Below are 14,441 nucleotides of genomic sequence, written 5' to 3' on the forward strand. Positions count from 1 at the left end.
GACATTGCTCAGATCCTCCGCGCCTGATCCCCCGCATTCCCCGTGTACCGCCCGGGGGTGAGTTCCTTCAGGCTGGCCTTGGCTTCTTCCGGGATCTCCAGGCTGTCGATGAACACGCGCAGGCTGGGGCCGTCGATGCGTTGGCCGCGGGTGAGTTCCTTGAGCTTTTCGTAGGGCTTTTCCACGCCATAACGGCGCATGACCGTCTGGATGGGTTCGGCCAGGACTTCCCAGTTGGCTTCCAGGTCCGCATCCAGGCGGGCGGTGTCGGCTTCCAGCTTGGTGAGGCCCTTGCTCAGGGCCTGGTAGGCGATGACCGACCATGCGAATCCCAGGCCGATGTTGCGCAGCACGGTGGAATCGGTGAGGTCGCGCTGCCAGCGGGAGATGGGCAGCTTGCCGGCCAGGTGGTCCAGCACGGCGTTGGCCAGGCCCAGGTTGCCCTCGGCATTCTCGAAGTCGATGGGGTTCACCTTGTGGGGCATGGTGGATGAACCCACCTCGCCGGCCACCACCCGCTGCTTGAAATACCCCAGGGAGATGTAGCCCCACACGTCCCGGGAGAAGTCGATGAGCACTGTGTTGAACCGGGCCAGGGCGTGGAACATCTCCGCCATGTAGTCGTGGGGTTCGATCTGGATGGTGTAGGGGTTCATCTCCAGGCCCAGCTTTTCGATGAAGCCCTGGCTCAGGGCTTCCCAGTCCACCTCCGGGTAAGCGCTCAGGTGGGCGTTGAAGTTGCCCACGGCGCCGTTCATCTTGCCCTTGAGGGCCACATCGGCCACCTGGTTGCGGGCGATCCTGAGGCGATGCACCACGTTGGCCATTTCCTTGCCCAGGGTGGTGGGGGAGGCGGGCTGGCCGTGGGTGCGGGAGAGCATGGGCTGGTCGGCATGGCGATGGGCCAGATCCTTGATGGAATGGATCACTTCGTCCATCAGCGGCAGCATGGCCTGGCTCCGGGCGTGCTTGAGCATCAGGGCATAGGCCAGGTTGTTGATGTCTTCGGAGGTGCAGGCGAAGTGGAAGAACTCGCTGATGGCCTCCAGCTCCTTGTTGCCGGCGATCTTCTCCTTGAGGAAATACTCCACCGCCTTCACGTCGTGATTGGTGGTGCTCTCGATGTTCTTCACCCGCCGGGCATCCTCTTCAGCGAAGCCCTCGACGATGCCATTGAGGATCTGCACCCCATGGTCGCTCAGGGCCGGCACCTCGGTGATGCCCGGGTGGTCGGCCAGGGCCTTGAGCCATTCCACCTCCACCTGAACGCGATGGCGGATCAGGCCGAATTCACTGAAGATGGGGCGCAGCATTTCGGTCTTGGTGCCATAGCGGCCGTCCACCGGGGCGATGGCGGTGAGGGTCGAAAGATCCATGGGAGCTTCTCCGGGGGCTTGCGAAAAAGGCGACGATTATACTACAGGTGAGCCTGACGCAGTGTGCGGGAGTGTGAACATGCCGAAAGACCGGATCGAGCAAGACAGCATGGGGCAGGTTACGGTGCCCGGGGACGCGCTCTGGGGCGCGCAGACCCAGCGGGCCGTGAACCACTTTCACATGAGCGGGCGACCCATGCCGCCGGCCTTCATCCGCGCCCTGGGGCATGTGAAGGCAGCCTGCGCCCAGGTGAATGCCGAGCTGGGGCTGCTCAATGCCGGGATGGCCCAGGCCATTATCCAGGCGGCCGAGGAGGTGGCCCAGGGTCTTCACGGGGACCAGTTTCCCGTGGATGTCTTCCAGACCGGCAGTGGCACCAGCACCAATATGAATATCAACGAGGTGATCGCCCACCTGGCCACGCGGCAACTGGGTGAAGCGGTGCATCCCAACGATCATGTGAACCTGGGGCAAAGCTCCAATGACGTGATCCCCACCACACTGCACGTGGCGGCGCGGGTGGCCCTGGAGCATGAGCTGATCCCGGTGCTGATTGATCTGGCCGATGGGCTGGATCAGCGGGCGGCGGAATACCGGCATGTGGTCAAGACCGGGCGCACCCACTTGATGGATGCCATGCCGGTGCGCCTGGATCAGGAGATCGGCGCCTGGGTGCAGCAGTTGCGCTATGGGGTGGAGCGCCTGGAGGACGCCGGCGAGCGTATCGAGGAGCTGGCCATCGGTGGCACCGCCGTGGGCACGGGGGTGAATGCCCATCCCGAGTTCGGCGAGCGGGTGGCGGCGGCCTTGTCGCGTCGCACGGGCGTGGCCTTTGTGCCCAAGCCGGATCGCTTCGAGGCCCTGGGCGCGCAGGATGCCGCTGTGGAGATGAGCGGGCAACTCAAGACGGTGGCGGTGAGCCTGATGAAGATCTGCAACGACCTGCGCTGGATGAACTCCGGGCCACTGTCGGGTCTGGGGGAGATCGCCCTGCCGGCGTTGCAGCCGGGCAGCAGCATCATGCCGGGCAAGGTGAACCCGGTGGCCCCCGAAGCGGTGGCCATGGGGTGTGCGCGGGTGATGGGCAATGACACCACCATCACCATTGCCGGGCAGTCGGGAAATTTCCAGCTGAACGTGATGTTACCGGTGATAGCGGATGCATTGCTTGAAAGCATTCAGCTCCTGGCCGGCGGCGCGCGTCTGCTCCTGGGGCAGGTGGTGAAAGGATTCACCGTCAATGAGGAGCACCTGAGTGATGCCCTGTCGCGAAATCCGGTGCTGGTGACGGCCCTGAATCCGCTGATTGGCTATGAGAAGGGGGCAGAGATTGCCAAGAAGGCCTATGCGGAGGGGCGATCGGTGCTGGAGGTGGCCGTGGAGATGACGGACCTGAGTGAGGCGGAGTTGAGAAAGTGGCTTGATCCCATTGAGATGACGGGGAAAATGGATAGAGGGTAGGCGGGTCGAGCCTTCCTGCCTTCAGGCGCTCACCCTTGGGAAGATGCAGTCGTTGCCTTCACAGACTCGGAAGCCTGAAGGTATTCGCACAACTCGTCGTAGGGCAGTGGACGACTGAAGTAGAACCCTTGCACCGATTCGCAGTCCAGGCCCTTGAGGAAGTCCAGTTGATGCCGGGCTTCCACCCCTTCGGCGACCACCTCCAGCCCGAGCCCCTTGGCCATGGCGACGATGGCCTTGACGATGGCCGCATCATCCCGGTCCTGGGGGATGCCGCGGATGAAGGAGCGGTCGATCTTCAGGGTGTGGATGGGGAAGTGCTTGAGCTGGTTCAGGGAGGAATAGCCGGTCCCGAAATCATCCACCGCCAGTCGAAAACCCAGCTGCTGCATGTCCCCGAAGATTTCCACGGCCTTGTCGATGTCCTGCATGATGGTGCTTTCGGTCAGCTCCAGCTCGATCTGCGAGGCCTGGATGCCGGCATCACTGATGATGGCGGCATACTGGGCGGCCAGGTCCGCCTGACGAAACTGGCGTGGCGAGAGGTTGATGGCCATGCGGGGCACGGGCAGCCCCGTGGTTTCAAGGCGGTTCATGTCCGCGCAGGCCCGCCGCACCACCCACAAGCCCAACTGTTCGATCAGACCGGTATCCTCGGCCACGGGGATGAAATGCCCGGGGTTCAAATAGCCCTTTTCCGGGTGCTCCCAGCGCACCAGCGCCTCAAGGCCCTCCACCTTGCCAGTGGCCAGTGAGATCTGCGGCTGATAGTGCAGCTGGAACTCGTCCCGGTCCAGCGCCCTGGAGAGCTCGTTTTCCAGCATCAGGTGCCGGTAGGTCTGGGCGTTGATGTCCTGGGTGTAGAAGTGATAGTGATTGCGCCCACGCTGCTTGGCTTCATACATGGCGGCATCGGCATTCTTGATGAGGGTGTCCACATCCCGGCCATCGAAGGGGTGGATGCTGATGCCTGCGCTGCAGGTGAGAAACACCGGGTGATCGTGGATCACGTATTCACAACTCACGTTGTCGAGCAGGTGCTGCGCAAAACGGGCCAGCAGATCCAGAGAATCCACACGGTCCAGGATGATGCCGAATTCATCTCCCCCCAGGCGCGACAGGGTGACATGGCCTTCGTCCAGGTGATGATGGCCGAGCAGTTCAGTGTCGGCCAGGATGGTGCGGAGGTTGTCGGCCAGGTTTTTGATCAGGTGATCACCATAGCCATGGCCCAGGCTGTCGTTCACACGCTTGAAGTGATCCAGATCCATGAGGATGACGGCCACATGACTGCTGTCGTCCTCATCCCCGGTAGGGCCCTTCTGGATGAGCTGATGCAGGCGGTCGCTGAACAGCACGCGGTTGGGCAGGCCGGTCAGGGCATCGTGGCTGTACTGGTGGGCCAGTTCCAGGGACTGGCGTTCGCTGATCTTCTTGAGCGTTTTGTGCTGGTGATCCATCAGGGTGTACAGCGCCGCGCTCTCCAGAGCATAGGCGGCATTGAACAGGACGATGGAGAGCACCTTCATGCCCGGATCGCGAGGGTGTATTGGCTGCCCCCGGGTGCGGCCCACGAACATGCCGCGAATGCGCGTGCGGGAGGAGATGACGTGCAGCACCAGGTGATCGTCGCGCGCGCCCTCTTTGTCGTCATTGCCTGGGCAGGGCAGGCAGACCGGGTGGTTCTGGTTGAGCGCCCAGGAGAACATGCCCTCGTCGATAAGCTGCTCGACGATGGCCTCCAGCTCGGGGCCCTCGCATCCCGCCTGGCGAAAACTCAGATGGAAGCTGGACTCGTCGTCCACGGTGTAATAACCGGCGTCTTCCAGGGGAAGAAGGCGCCCTACGCACTCATGGGTGCTCTCCAGGATGGCGGCGACATCCCGACTCTGACTGTGATCGCCGAAGATGGCCGTCATGGAGGTGAGCACGTCCATGGCATAGTGATGCCATTGACTGGCCTGCTCCAGATGCCGGACCCGTTCGCGCAGGTAGTCCACGTCGGGCTGTGCTTCGTCTTCGTTTTGGGTCATATGCATCCTGGCCCCCGGCCTATGCCAGGAACACTTCCACCGCCTGGGCGTAATGCTGCTCAGTATAGGCGGTGACCTGTTCAAGCAAGGTTTCAGGCAGGGCGATGCGTGCCCAGGCCTGTTCATCGATGGGCGGCACCAGGCGTTCGCCGCTGGAGCCCATGCGCAGGGCGTTGGTCATGCTGTCGGCGGCATGGACCACCGCTGTTTCCACGGGATAACGCTGCGCCTCATTGGGGTCGTGATGGCATCGCACCGGTTCGTGCAGGGCCACTGGCAGCTGCCAGTGTTCCAGCAGGTCGCCACCGAGCTGCGCGTGATTGAAGCCCAGCGCCCACTGCTCCTCGCGGAACAGCAGGTCATGGCTGTGTTCGCGTGCCTCAAGGATCCGGGTCATGGAGTCTGTCATGTGCATGTACATGACCAATCGGCCGATGTCGTGCAGCAGGCCGGCCACATAGAACCGTTCCACATTGGCCTCGCGGCGAAAACTGGCCAGCGAACGGGCCAGCAGGGCGCAGCCGATGCTGTGGCGCCAGAAGGATTCCATATCAACCCCGGTAATGGGCATGCCCTCGAAATGACGGATCACCGTGGCCGCCAGTGCCAGATCCCGCAGTTGCTGAGTGCCAATGATGCTGATGGCCCGCTGGATGGAATGGATGCCGCCGGGCAGGGCGTAAAGGCTGCTGTTGGCAATGCGCAGCACCTTGGTCGCCAGCGCCGCATCCGACTCAATCACCGAGGCCATGGCCTCGAAGGAGCTATTGGGGTCGTTGATGGCGCTTTCGATACGGTGGTAGACGTCGGACAGGGTGCCCAGTTTCGGGTCTCGGGCCAGAATGTCATCCAGGCAGGCTTTGGTCATGAGTGGCCCTTGAGCTGGATGGACGAGGCGAGGCGTCGGGTGGCCAGATCGAACAGGGTTTGCATGACGGACTGCTGGAGGTCGCAGTGCCGGAAGGCATTGAGCATGACGGCCTCGGCCTGCTGGTAGGCCGTTTCATCAATGGGGGGTGGGGCTTCCCTGGAAGGCAGGGTGCTGTCCGTTGCGCTTGCGGGGGCCTCCTGCCAGATGGCCACCTGGGTGACGCCCCAGGTCTTGAGCACTCTTAGATGTTTGTCCTTGAGGGGAATGCCGGCGGACAGCAAGAGGCGACCACTGCGATCCCGAACGTCTTCAGCGAGAACGCTTCCGGCATCAGCCTGGTCGGCGGGGATCGTCCTTTTCGTGTCGATCATGCCTGCTCCGCTTGAAATGGCTTATGAGGGATCCTCTAAGGGAGTTTAGCCGCTTCATGTTTATGGGAATTGTCAAAGTACCGGGACTGACTCCATTGGGCAAGGGGAAGAAGACGGGCGGATACAAGGCTCCGCCCGTTGTGTATGAAGGAAGGTTGAGAAGCAGGTCAGGCGGCCGCCAGTTGGCGCAGCACATAATGCAGGATGCCGCCGTGGCGGTAGTATTCCCACTCCTTGGGGGTGTCGATGCGCACCCGGGCCTGGAAGCGGGTTTCCTTGCCGTCGTCGCTCCTGGCGGTCACCGTGACCTCGCCGGGTTCGCCGTCCAGGCCGCCGATGTCAAAGGACTCGTGGCCGGTGAGTCCCAGGCTTTCGGCGCTCTCGCCCTCCTTGAACTGCAGCGGCAGCACGCCAAAGCCCACCAGGTTGGAGCGGTGGATGCGCTCAAAGCTCTGGGCGATGACGGCGCGGATGCCAAGCAGTCGGGTGCCCTTGGCCGCCCAGTCCCGGGAGGAGCCGGTGCCGTATTCCTTGCCGGCCAGCACCACCAGGGGCACGTTTTCCTCCTGGTAGCGCATGGCGGCATCGTACACGCTCATTTGCTCATCGCTGGGCACGTGGGTGGTCCAGCCACCCTCGGTGCCCGGTGCCATGCGGTTGCGCAGACGCACGTTGGCGAAGGTGCCGCGCATCATCACCTCGTGATTGCCCCGGCGTGAGCCATAGGAATTGAATTCCTTGGGCTCTATCCCATGTGACTGCAGGTACTGGCCCGCCGGGCTCTCGGGGTGGATGCCCCCCGCCGGCGAGATGTGGTCGGTGGTGATGGAGTCACCCACCATGACCAGGCAGCGGGCGTCGGTGACATCCCCCGGGGCTTCGGGCTCCATGCTCATGCCCTCGAAGTAGGGCGGGTTTTTCACGTAGGTGGACTCGGCCCAGTCGTAGAGCTCGGATTCGGTGACGCCGATCTTCTGCCAGTTGGCATCGCCCTTGAAGACATCGGCGTATTTCTCCTGGTACATGGCCGAGGAGATGTTGGCCTGCATCAGCTCGTTGATCTCCGCCTGGCTGGGCCAGACATCCTTCAGGTACACGGGCTGGCCGTCCTTGCCGGTGCCGAGCGGGTGCTTGTAGAGATCCACGGCCATGGAGCCGGCCAGGGCGTACGCCACCACCAGCGGCGGCGAGGCCAGGTAGTTGGTGCGCACATCGGCGTGGATGCGGCCCTCGAAGTTGCGGTTGCCCGAGAGCACCGAGGCCACCATCAGGTCACCGTCCTTGATGGCATTGCCGATGGGCTCGGGCAGGGGGCCGGCGTTGCCGATGCAGGTGGTGCAGCCAAAGCCCACCACGGAGAAGCCCAGGGCCTCCAGGGGCTTGAGCAGGCCGGCCTTTTCCAGATAGGCGGGCACCACCTGGGAGCCGGGGGCCAGGGAGGTCTTCACCCAGGGCTTGGGCATGAGGCCCTTTTCCCGGGCCTTTTTGGCCACCAGGCCGGCGGCCAGGAGCACGGCCGGGTTGGAGGTGTTGGTGCAGGAGGTGATGGCGGCAATCACCACGGCACCGTGCTTGAGCAGGTGTTTCTCGCCGTCCATCTCGTATTCCACGGCGCCCTTCTCGTGGCTGTCGTCCACCCCGGGTGCGGCGTGGCCGCCCTCATCGGCGAAGCGTTCCTCCTCGTCGCCTTCGGGGCAGGAATGATGTTCGCGAAGGAACTCATCCAGGGTGTCCATAAAGTTGCCCCGGGCCTGATCCAGGGGGATGCGGTCCTGGGGCCGTTTGGGGCCGGCCAGGCTGGGGACGACACTGCCCAGATCCAGTTCCAGCACCTCGCTGTAATCCGCCTGGCGAGCGCCGGTGTCGCGCCACAGACCCTGGGCGCGGGCGTAGGCCTCCACCAGGGCCACCTGTTCATCGGTGCGACCGGACAGGCGCAGGTAGTTGAGGGTTTCCTGGTCCACGGGGAAGATGCCGCAGGTGGCACCGTATTCCGGGGCCATGTTGGCGATGGTGGCGCGGTCGGCCAGGGGCAGGTGATCCAGGCCGTCGCCGAAGAATTCCACGAATTTGCCCACCACGCCCTGCTTGCGCAGCATCTGGGTGACGGTGAGCACCAGGTCGGTGGCGGTGGCCCCTTCGGGGAGCTTGCCGTTGAGCTTGAAGCCCACCACCTGGGGGATGAGCATGGAGATGGGCTGGCCCAGCATGGCCGCCTCGGCCTCGATGCCGCCCACGCCCCAGCCCAGTACGCCCAGGCCGTTGATCATGGTGGTGTGGGAGTCGGTGCCCACCAGGGTGTCGGGGTAGGCATGGTATTCGCCGTTATCCTCGCGCACGAAGATGGTCTCGGCCAGGTATTCCAGGTTCACCTGATGCACGATGCCGGTGCCCGGGGGCACGACGCGGAAGTTCTCGAAGGCCTTCTGGCCCCAGCGCAGGAACTGATAGCGCTCCTTGTTGCGGTGGTATTCCAGCTTGATGTTCAGGTCCAGGGAGTCGGCCTTGCCGAAGTGGTCCACCATCACCGAGTGGTCGATCACCAGGTCCACGGGGGCCAGGGGGTTGATGCGGTTGGGGTCCTTGCCCAGGGCCTTCATGGCATCGCGCATGGCGGCCAGGTCCACCACGGCGGGCACGCCGGTGAAGTCCTGCAGCACCACCCGGGCGGGGGTGAAGGCGATCTCCTGGGTGGGCTCGGCCCGGGCGTCCCAGTCGAGCAGGGCGTTGACGTGCTCCTGGGTGATATTGTTGCCATCCTCGTTGCGCAGCAGGTTCTCCAGCAGCACCTTGAGGGAATAGGGGAGGCGGTCCACGTCGTGGTCGGCCTTCAGCGGCTCCAGGCTGCTGATGTGGTAGGTCTTGTCTTTTACCTGGAGGGTGGTGCGAGTGTTGAATGTGTCGGTCATCGTGCGTCCCTCTTGGTTTGTTTTTATCGGGGCAGACTGTCGACAATCGTGACCTGCCGCCCCTGCTGGTTTAGAATGCTGCCGCGCAATAAAGATTGTTGTCAAAATAACCTAGTGACACCAAGGGATCATACATCCCTCCCCGCCATGCGGGGCAGCCTAGCAGAGGGTTCTACTGTGCTCGAAGCCTATCGCCAACACGTTCAGGAACGCGAAGCCCAAGGGGTGCCGCCCAAACCGCTCGACGCCGGGATGACCGCGGATCTGGTGGAGTTGCTGAAAAACCCGCCCCAGGGCGAGGAGCAGTTCCTGCTGGACCTGATCACCCATCGCGTGCCCCCGGGCGTGGACGAGGCCGCCTATGTGAAGGCCGGGTTCCTGTCCGCCGTGGCCAAGGGTGAGGCCCGCTCGCCGCTGATCGACCGCAAGCGCGCCGTGGAACTGCTGGGCACCATGCAGGGCGGCTACAACATCGCCACCCTGGTGGAACTGCTGGACGACGCGGAACTGGCCGAGGCCGCCGCCGCCGAACTCAAGCACACCCTGCTGATGTTCGATGCCTTCCACGATGTGGAAGAGCGCGCCAAGGCCGGCAACGCCCACGCTCAGGGTGTGATGCAGTCCTGGGCCGATGCCGAGTGGTTCCTCAGCCGCGACGCCCTGCCGGAAAAGCTTACCGTGACCATCTTCAAGGTGCCCGGCGAGACCAACACCGATGACCTCTCCCCGGCCCCGGATGCCTGGAGTCGCCCGGACATCCCCCTGCATGCCAAGGCCATGTACAAGAACCCGCGCGAGGGGGTGACCGACGCCGAGGCCCAGATCAAGGAACTCAAGCAGAAGGGTCATCCCGTGGCCATGGTGGGCGACGTGGTGGGCACCGGTTCCTCCCGCAAGTCCGCCACCAACTCGGTGCTGTGGAACATCGGTGAAGACCTGCCTTACGTGCCCAACAAGCGCTTCGGCGGTGTGTGCATGGGTGGCAAGATCGCCCCCATCTTCTTCAACACCATGGAAGATGCCGGCGCCCTGCCCATCGAGCTGGATGTGAACGACCTGGAAATGGGCGATGTGGTGGACATCTACCCCTACGAGGGCAAGGTGTGCCGTCATGGCAGCGATGAGGTGATCACTACCTTTGAACTGCGCACGCCGGTGATGCTGGACGAGGTGCGCGCCGGTGGCCGTATCCCGCTGATCATCGGTCGCGGCCTCACCGATCGCGCCCGCGAGGCCCTGAGCCTGGCGCCCTCGGATGTCTTCAAGCGCCCCGAGGCCCCGGCAGACAGCGGCAAGGGCTTCACCCTGGCCCAGAAGATGGTGGGCAAGGCCTGCGGTGTGGCGGGCGTGCGCCCCGGCACCTACTGCGAGCCGCGCATGACTACCGTGGGTTCCCAGGACACCACCGGCCCCATGACCCGGGACGAACTGAAGGATCTGGCCTGCCTGGGCTTCCAGGCGGATCTGGTGATGCAGTCGTTCTGCCACACGGCGGCCTATCCCAAGCCGGTGGACGTGCAGACCCATCACACCCTGCCGGACTTCATCATGAACCGCGCCGGCGTGGCCCTGCGTCCGGGGGATGGCATCATCCACTCCTGGCTGAACCGCATGCTGCTGCCCGATACCGTGGGCACCGGCGGCGACTCCCACACCCGCTTCCCCATCGGCATCTCCTTCCCGGCCGGCTCCGGCCTGGTGGCCTTTGCCGCCGCCACGGGCGTGATGCCCCTGGACATGCCCGAGTCGGTCCTGGTGCGCTTCAAGGGCGAGCGTCAGCCCGGCATCACCCTGCGTGACCTGGTGCACGCCATCCCCCATGCGGCCATCCAGCAGGGGCTGCTCACCGTGGAGAAGAAGGGCAAGAAGAACGTCTTCTCCGGCCGGGTGCTGGAGATCGAAGGGCTGGACGACCTCACCGTCGAGCAGGCCTTCGAACTCTCCGACGCCTCCGCCGAGCGTTCCGCCGGCGGCTGCACCATCAGCCTGTCCGAGGAGCGGGTGGCCGAGTACCTGCGCTCCAACGTGACCATGCTGCGCTGGATGATCGCCAACGGTTACGGCGATCCGCGTACCCTGGAACGTCGTGCCAAGGCCATGGAGGACTGGCTGGCCGATCCCAAGCTGATGCGAGCCGATGCGGACGCCGAGTATGCGGCGGTGATCGAGATCGACCTGAACGAGATCAAGGAGCCCATCCTCTGCGCCCCCAACGACCCCGACGATGCCCGTCTGCTGTCCGAGGTGGCCGGTGGCAACATCGATGAGGTGTTCATCGGTTCCTGCATGACCAACATCGGTCACTTCCGCGCCGCCGGCAAGCTGCTGGAGAAGTTCCAGGGCGGTGAGCTGCCCACCCGTCTGTGGCTGTCGCCGCCGACGCGGATGGATCAGCGTCAGCTCACGGAAGAAGGGTATTACGGCATCTACGGCCGTTCCGGTGCCCGCATGGAAATGCCGGGCTGCTCCCTGTGCATGGGCAACCAGGCCCGTGTGGCCCCGGGGGCAAAGGTGGTCTCCACCTCCACCCGCAATTTCCCCAATCGTCTGGGGGATGGTGCCGATGTGTTCCTGGCCTCGGCCGAGGTGGCCGCAGTGGCAGCAGTGCTGGGCCGTCTGCCCACGCCGCAGGAATACCTGGAGTATGCCGCCGATCTGAACACCATGGCGGGCGAGGTGTATCGCTATCTCAACTTCGATCAGTTGCCGGAGTATGAGGAAGCCGCGCGCAAGGTGATTTCCATCGCCGCGGCGTAACCCGGCATCGCCCCTCTCTCCCTTGGGGGAGAGGGGGTGCAAACCGTCATAGCCCCTCTCTCCCTTGGGGGAGAGGGGGTGCAAACCGTCATAGCCCCTCTCCCCCAAGGGGAGAGGGGTTGGGGTGAGGGGGATGAGCCGGCCCCGCTCCCCTGAGGGGAGAAGGGGGTTTTACTCCACGATTCGGTCCAGAATCCCCTTGGCCTCGGCCACGATCGCATTTCGGCTGAAGATCAGCCGCCACCGTGATCCCCCCGCCTGCCTCCACAGCACCGCTGCCCGAATCCCCGCCAGCAGCAGGGTGCGAATGCGCGCCGCATTGTTGCTGTTCCCCAGATGGCTCTGGTCGCCCTGAACCACGATCCGCGGGCCCAGCTGGCTGATGGTGTTCTGATAGGTCTCGCCCAGCCGCGCCATGATGTTCTCATGGGTGATCCCGAAGGCCTCGCTCTGATGACTGGCGACATCAATACCATCCCGTAATGTCTTGATCATCTCCGGGTTTTTCATCAGCTTGCGCTCCAGGTAGAGCACGCTGATCACGTAGCGGGAGATTTCCCCGTCCACGTGATGCGCGGGGGACTGGATCTGCTCCAGTAGGGTGCGCAGGCCGCGCTCCAGGTTGTCCACGCCGCCGTAAACGGATTCGATGGTGTTGGCTTCAAAGGCGAACAGACTGCCCACCATGGTCTGCAACTGATCCAGGTCGCAGCGGCCATGCCAGGCGATCTCCTTCACCATGGCGGCGGACTGGAACAGGGCGGCCAGGGCGAGGGCGCGATTTCGATTTGAGGATTCCACGGGAATATCTTGTTTCTGGGTGGGTTATGGCTGGGAAGATACCATAATGCTCATGACTGCAGCGGATGTCGGCGGGCGATGATGCCGCCGCCCAGGCAGTGTTCACCTTCGTAGAACACCACTGACTGGCCCGGCGCCACGGCGCGCTGGGGGGCGTAGAAGCGTACCTGCAGGGCGCCCGGTTCGTTCGGCGAGGCTTCCACCAGGCAGTCCTGGTGCCCCTGGCGGTAGCGGATCTTGGCCTGGCAGCGCAGGGGCAGGGTGGGGGGCTGGTCGGCTACCCAGTGCAGGTCCACGGCGGTGAGGCCGGTGGACTGCAGGGCCGGGTGGTCGTGGCCCTGGGCGACGATGAGCCGGTTGCGCTCCATGTCCTTGTCCACCACGTACCAGGGCACCTCGGGTGCGCCTTGCACGCCTCCGATGCCCAGGCCCTGGCGCTGGCCCGGGGTGTAGTACATCAGGCCCTGATGCTCGCCCAGCACCTGACCCTCGGTGCTGACGATCTCGCCCGGCTGGGCGGGCAGATAGCGCTGCAGGAAATCCCGGAAACGCCGCTCGCCGATGAAACAGATCCCGGTGCTGTCCTTCTTGGCATGGTTGACGAATCCGGCCTTGGCGGCGATGTCGCGCACGCGGGTCTTTTCCAGTTCGCCCAGAGGAAAAAGCGTGCGGGACAGGGCGCGCTGACCCAGTGTGTAGAGGAAGTAGGACTGATCCTTGTTGGGATCCTGCCCCTGCAGCAGCTGGTACTGCCCATCGTGCCCCTGCCGCACCCGGGCGTAATGGCCGGTGGCGATCAGGTCGGCGCCCTTGTCCAGGGCGTAGTCCAGAAAGGCCCGGAACTTGATTTCCCGGTTGCAGAGGATGTCGGGGTTGGGGGTGCGTCCGGCCCGGTATTCCTCCAGGAAGTGGGCAAACACCCGATCCCAGTATTGCTTGGCGAAGTTCACCTTGTGCAGCGGGATTTCCAGTTCCTCGCAGACGGCCCAGGCGTCTTCCAGGTCCTGGGCGGCGGAGCAGTAGCCGGGTTCGTCGTCGTCCTCCCAGTTCTTCATGAACAGGCCTTCGACGCGGTAGCCCTGCTCCATCAGCAGCAGGGCGGAGACGGAGGAATCCACACCGCCGGACATGCCGACGATGACGCGTTTGGGATGGGTGTGGGGCATGGGTGCGCGAGTCGAGTGTTGAGCGGGGCATTCTAGCATTACGGCACGGTACTCAAACCTCCACCAGCAAACCCAAAGGATACCGCCGCCCCGCCAGATAATCCTCGATACACCTCAGCACCAGCGGACTGCGCTGACAGGCCGGATCATCCGCCAGCACCCGCGGTTCCAGCCAATGGGTGGCCAGGATGTCCGCATCCAGCGCATGACCAGGCAGGGGCTCGGACACGCTGCCGGTCACCGCCACCCGGATGAAGGTCAACCCGCTGGCCGGATGCTGCCAGCGATAAACGCCCACCACCGCCTCGGGCGTGAGTCGGCGCCCGGTTTCCTCCAGTGTCTCGCGGATGCAGGCCGCCAGCAGGGATTCCCCTTCCTCCAGATGCCCGGCGGGCTGATTGAAAACGCGGCGGCCATTGTCTTCTTCTTCCACCAGCAGGAAGCGCCCCTCCCGTTCGATAACGCTTGCCACGGTAACGCGCGGTGTCCAGACCATGAATGTGAAAACTCCAGAGTTTGTGTGTGGATTTTGATGCGGTCCTTCCATGGAGTCTTTGTGGGAGCGGCCCTGGCCGCGAATGAAAGCACCGCCGATGTGTCCGGTCCTCGTCCGGGGTGGTTCCCTGGAGGCGGGTGTTCGCCGCAGGGGAGCCACCCCGGACGAGGACCTGCCCGGATGCTTAAGACCGGCCCCA

The 14,441-nt window shown here is 64.1% G+C and carries 10 protein-coding genes; 2 read left to right on the forward strand and 8 right to left on the reverse strand.

The genetic code is table 11. The annotated features are described in order from the left end of the window. Positions 1-8: 8 nt before the first annotated feature. Positions 9-1,376, reverse strand: a complete 1,368-nt coding sequence (purB, locus tag LPW30_RS13815; RefSeq protein ID WP_239681133.1) for an adenylosuccinate lyase — start codon at positions 1,374-1,376, stop codon at positions 9-11. Positions 1,377-1,449: 73 nt separating this feature from the next. Between purB and LPW30_RS13820 the strand changes: the two genes are divergently transcribed. Then, positions 1,450-2,838: a class II fumarate hydratase gene (locus tag LPW30_RS13820; RefSeq protein WP_476588312.1), complete on the forward strand. Its 1,389-nt coding sequence runs from the start codon at positions 1,450-1,452 to the stop codon at positions 2,836-2,838. A gap of 29 nt (positions 2,839-2,867) precedes the next feature. Here LPW30_RS13820 and LPW30_RS13825 read toward each other — a convergent pair whose 3' ends face one another. The 4 genes from LPW30_RS13825 to acnA all read right to left on the reverse strand — a co-directional run bounded on the left by LPW30_RS13825 (position 2,868) and on the right by acnA (position 9,022). Next, positions 2,868-4,871: a putative bifunctional diguanylate cyclase/phosphodiesterase gene (locus LPW30_RS13825; protein WP_239681135.1), complete on the reverse strand. Its 2,004-nt coding sequence runs from the start codon at positions 4,869-4,871 to the stop codon at positions 2,868-2,870. A gap of 19 nt (positions 4,872-4,890) precedes the next feature. Next, positions 4,891-5,739: an HDOD domain-containing protein gene (locus tag LPW30_RS13830; protein ID WP_025281722.1), complete on the reverse strand. Its 849-nt coding sequence runs from the start codon at positions 5,737-5,739 to the stop codon at positions 4,891-4,893. Then, a complete protein-coding gene (locus tag LPW30_RS13835) occupies positions 5,736-6,113 on the reverse strand; it encodes a hypothetical protein (protein WP_025281721.1) in 378 nt (125 codons plus the stop codon). Before LPW30_RS13835 ends, LPW30_RS13830 begins: the two co-directional genes overlap by 4 nt. A 167-nt stretch (positions 6,114-6,280) precedes the next feature. Continuing rightward, on the reverse strand, positions 6,281-9,022 hold the full coding sequence (gene acnA, locus LPW30_RS13840; RefSeq protein ID WP_239681136.1) for an aconitate hydratase AcnA: 2,742 nt from the start codon (positions 9,020-9,022) through the stop codon (positions 6,281-6,283). Positions 9,023-9,199: 177 nt separating this feature from the next. Between acnA and acnB the strand changes: the two genes are divergently transcribed. Beyond that, a complete protein-coding gene (acnB, locus tag LPW30_RS13845; RefSeq protein ID WP_239681137.1) occupies positions 9,200-11,779 on the forward strand; it encodes a bifunctional aconitate hydratase 2/2-methylisocitrate dehydratase in 2,580 nt (859 codons plus the stop codon). A gap of 171 nt (positions 11,780-11,950) precedes the next feature. Here acnB and hflD read toward each other — a convergent pair whose 3' ends face one another. Genes hflD through LPW30_RS13860 form a run of 3 tightly spaced genes read right to left on the reverse strand, consistent with a single transcriptional unit; the run spans position 11,951 to position 14,242 of the window. Then, entirely contained in the window at positions 11,951-12,580 is a 630-nt protein-coding gene (hflD, locus tag LPW30_RS13850) for a high frequency lysogenization protein HflD (protein ID WP_025281718.1), read from the reverse strand. 50 nt (positions 12,581-12,630) lie between these two features. Beyond that, a complete protein-coding gene (gene mnmA, locus LPW30_RS13855) occupies positions 12,631-13,746 on the reverse strand; it encodes a tRNA 2-thiouridine(34) synthase MnmA (protein ID WP_239681138.1) in 1,116 nt (371 codons plus the stop codon). A 52-nt stretch (positions 13,747-13,798) separates the two neighbouring features. Further along, positions 13,799-14,242: an NUDIX hydrolase gene (locus LPW30_RS13860; protein ID WP_239681139.1), complete on the reverse strand. Its 444-nt coding sequence runs from the start codon at positions 14,240-14,242 to the stop codon at positions 13,799-13,801. Positions 14,243-14,441 lie beyond the last annotated feature (199 nt).

The sequence above is a fragment of the Ectothiorhodospira variabilis genome (genome assembly GCF_022227625.1).
Classification (GTDB): Bacteria; Pseudomonadota; Gammaproteobacteria; order Ectothiorhodospirales; family Ectothiorhodospiraceae; genus Ectothiorhodospira; species Ectothiorhodospira haloalkaliphila.

Excerpts from the sequence above, each read along its gene's own strand:
- purB (WP_239681133.1), bottom strand. The coding sequence starts at position 1,376 with ATGGATCTTTCGACCCTCACCGCCATCGCCCCGGTGGACGGCCGCTAT.
- LPW30_RS13825 (WP_239681135.1), bottom strand. The coding sequence starts at position 4,871 with ATGACCCAAAACGAAGACGAAGCACAGCCCGACGTGGACTACCTGCGC.
- LPW30_RS13830 (WP_025281722.1), bottom strand. The coding sequence starts at position 5,739 with ATGACCAAAGCCTGCCTGGATGACATTCTGGCCCGAGACCCGAAACTG.
- LPW30_RS13835 (WP_025281721.1), bottom strand. The coding sequence starts at position 6,113 with ATGATCGACACGAAAAGGACGATCCCCGCCGACCAGGCTGATGCCGGA.
- acnA (WP_239681136.1), bottom strand. The coding sequence starts at position 9,022 with ATGACCGACACATTCAACACTCGCACCACCCTCCAGGTAAAAGACAAG.
- mnmA (WP_239681138.1), bottom strand. The coding sequence starts at position 13,746 with ATGCCCCACACCCATCCCAAACGCGTCATCGTCGGCATGTCCGGCGGT.
- LPW30_RS13860 (WP_239681139.1), bottom strand. The coding sequence starts at position 14,242 with ATGGTCTGGACACCGCGCGTTACCGTGGCAAGCGTTATCGAACGGGAG.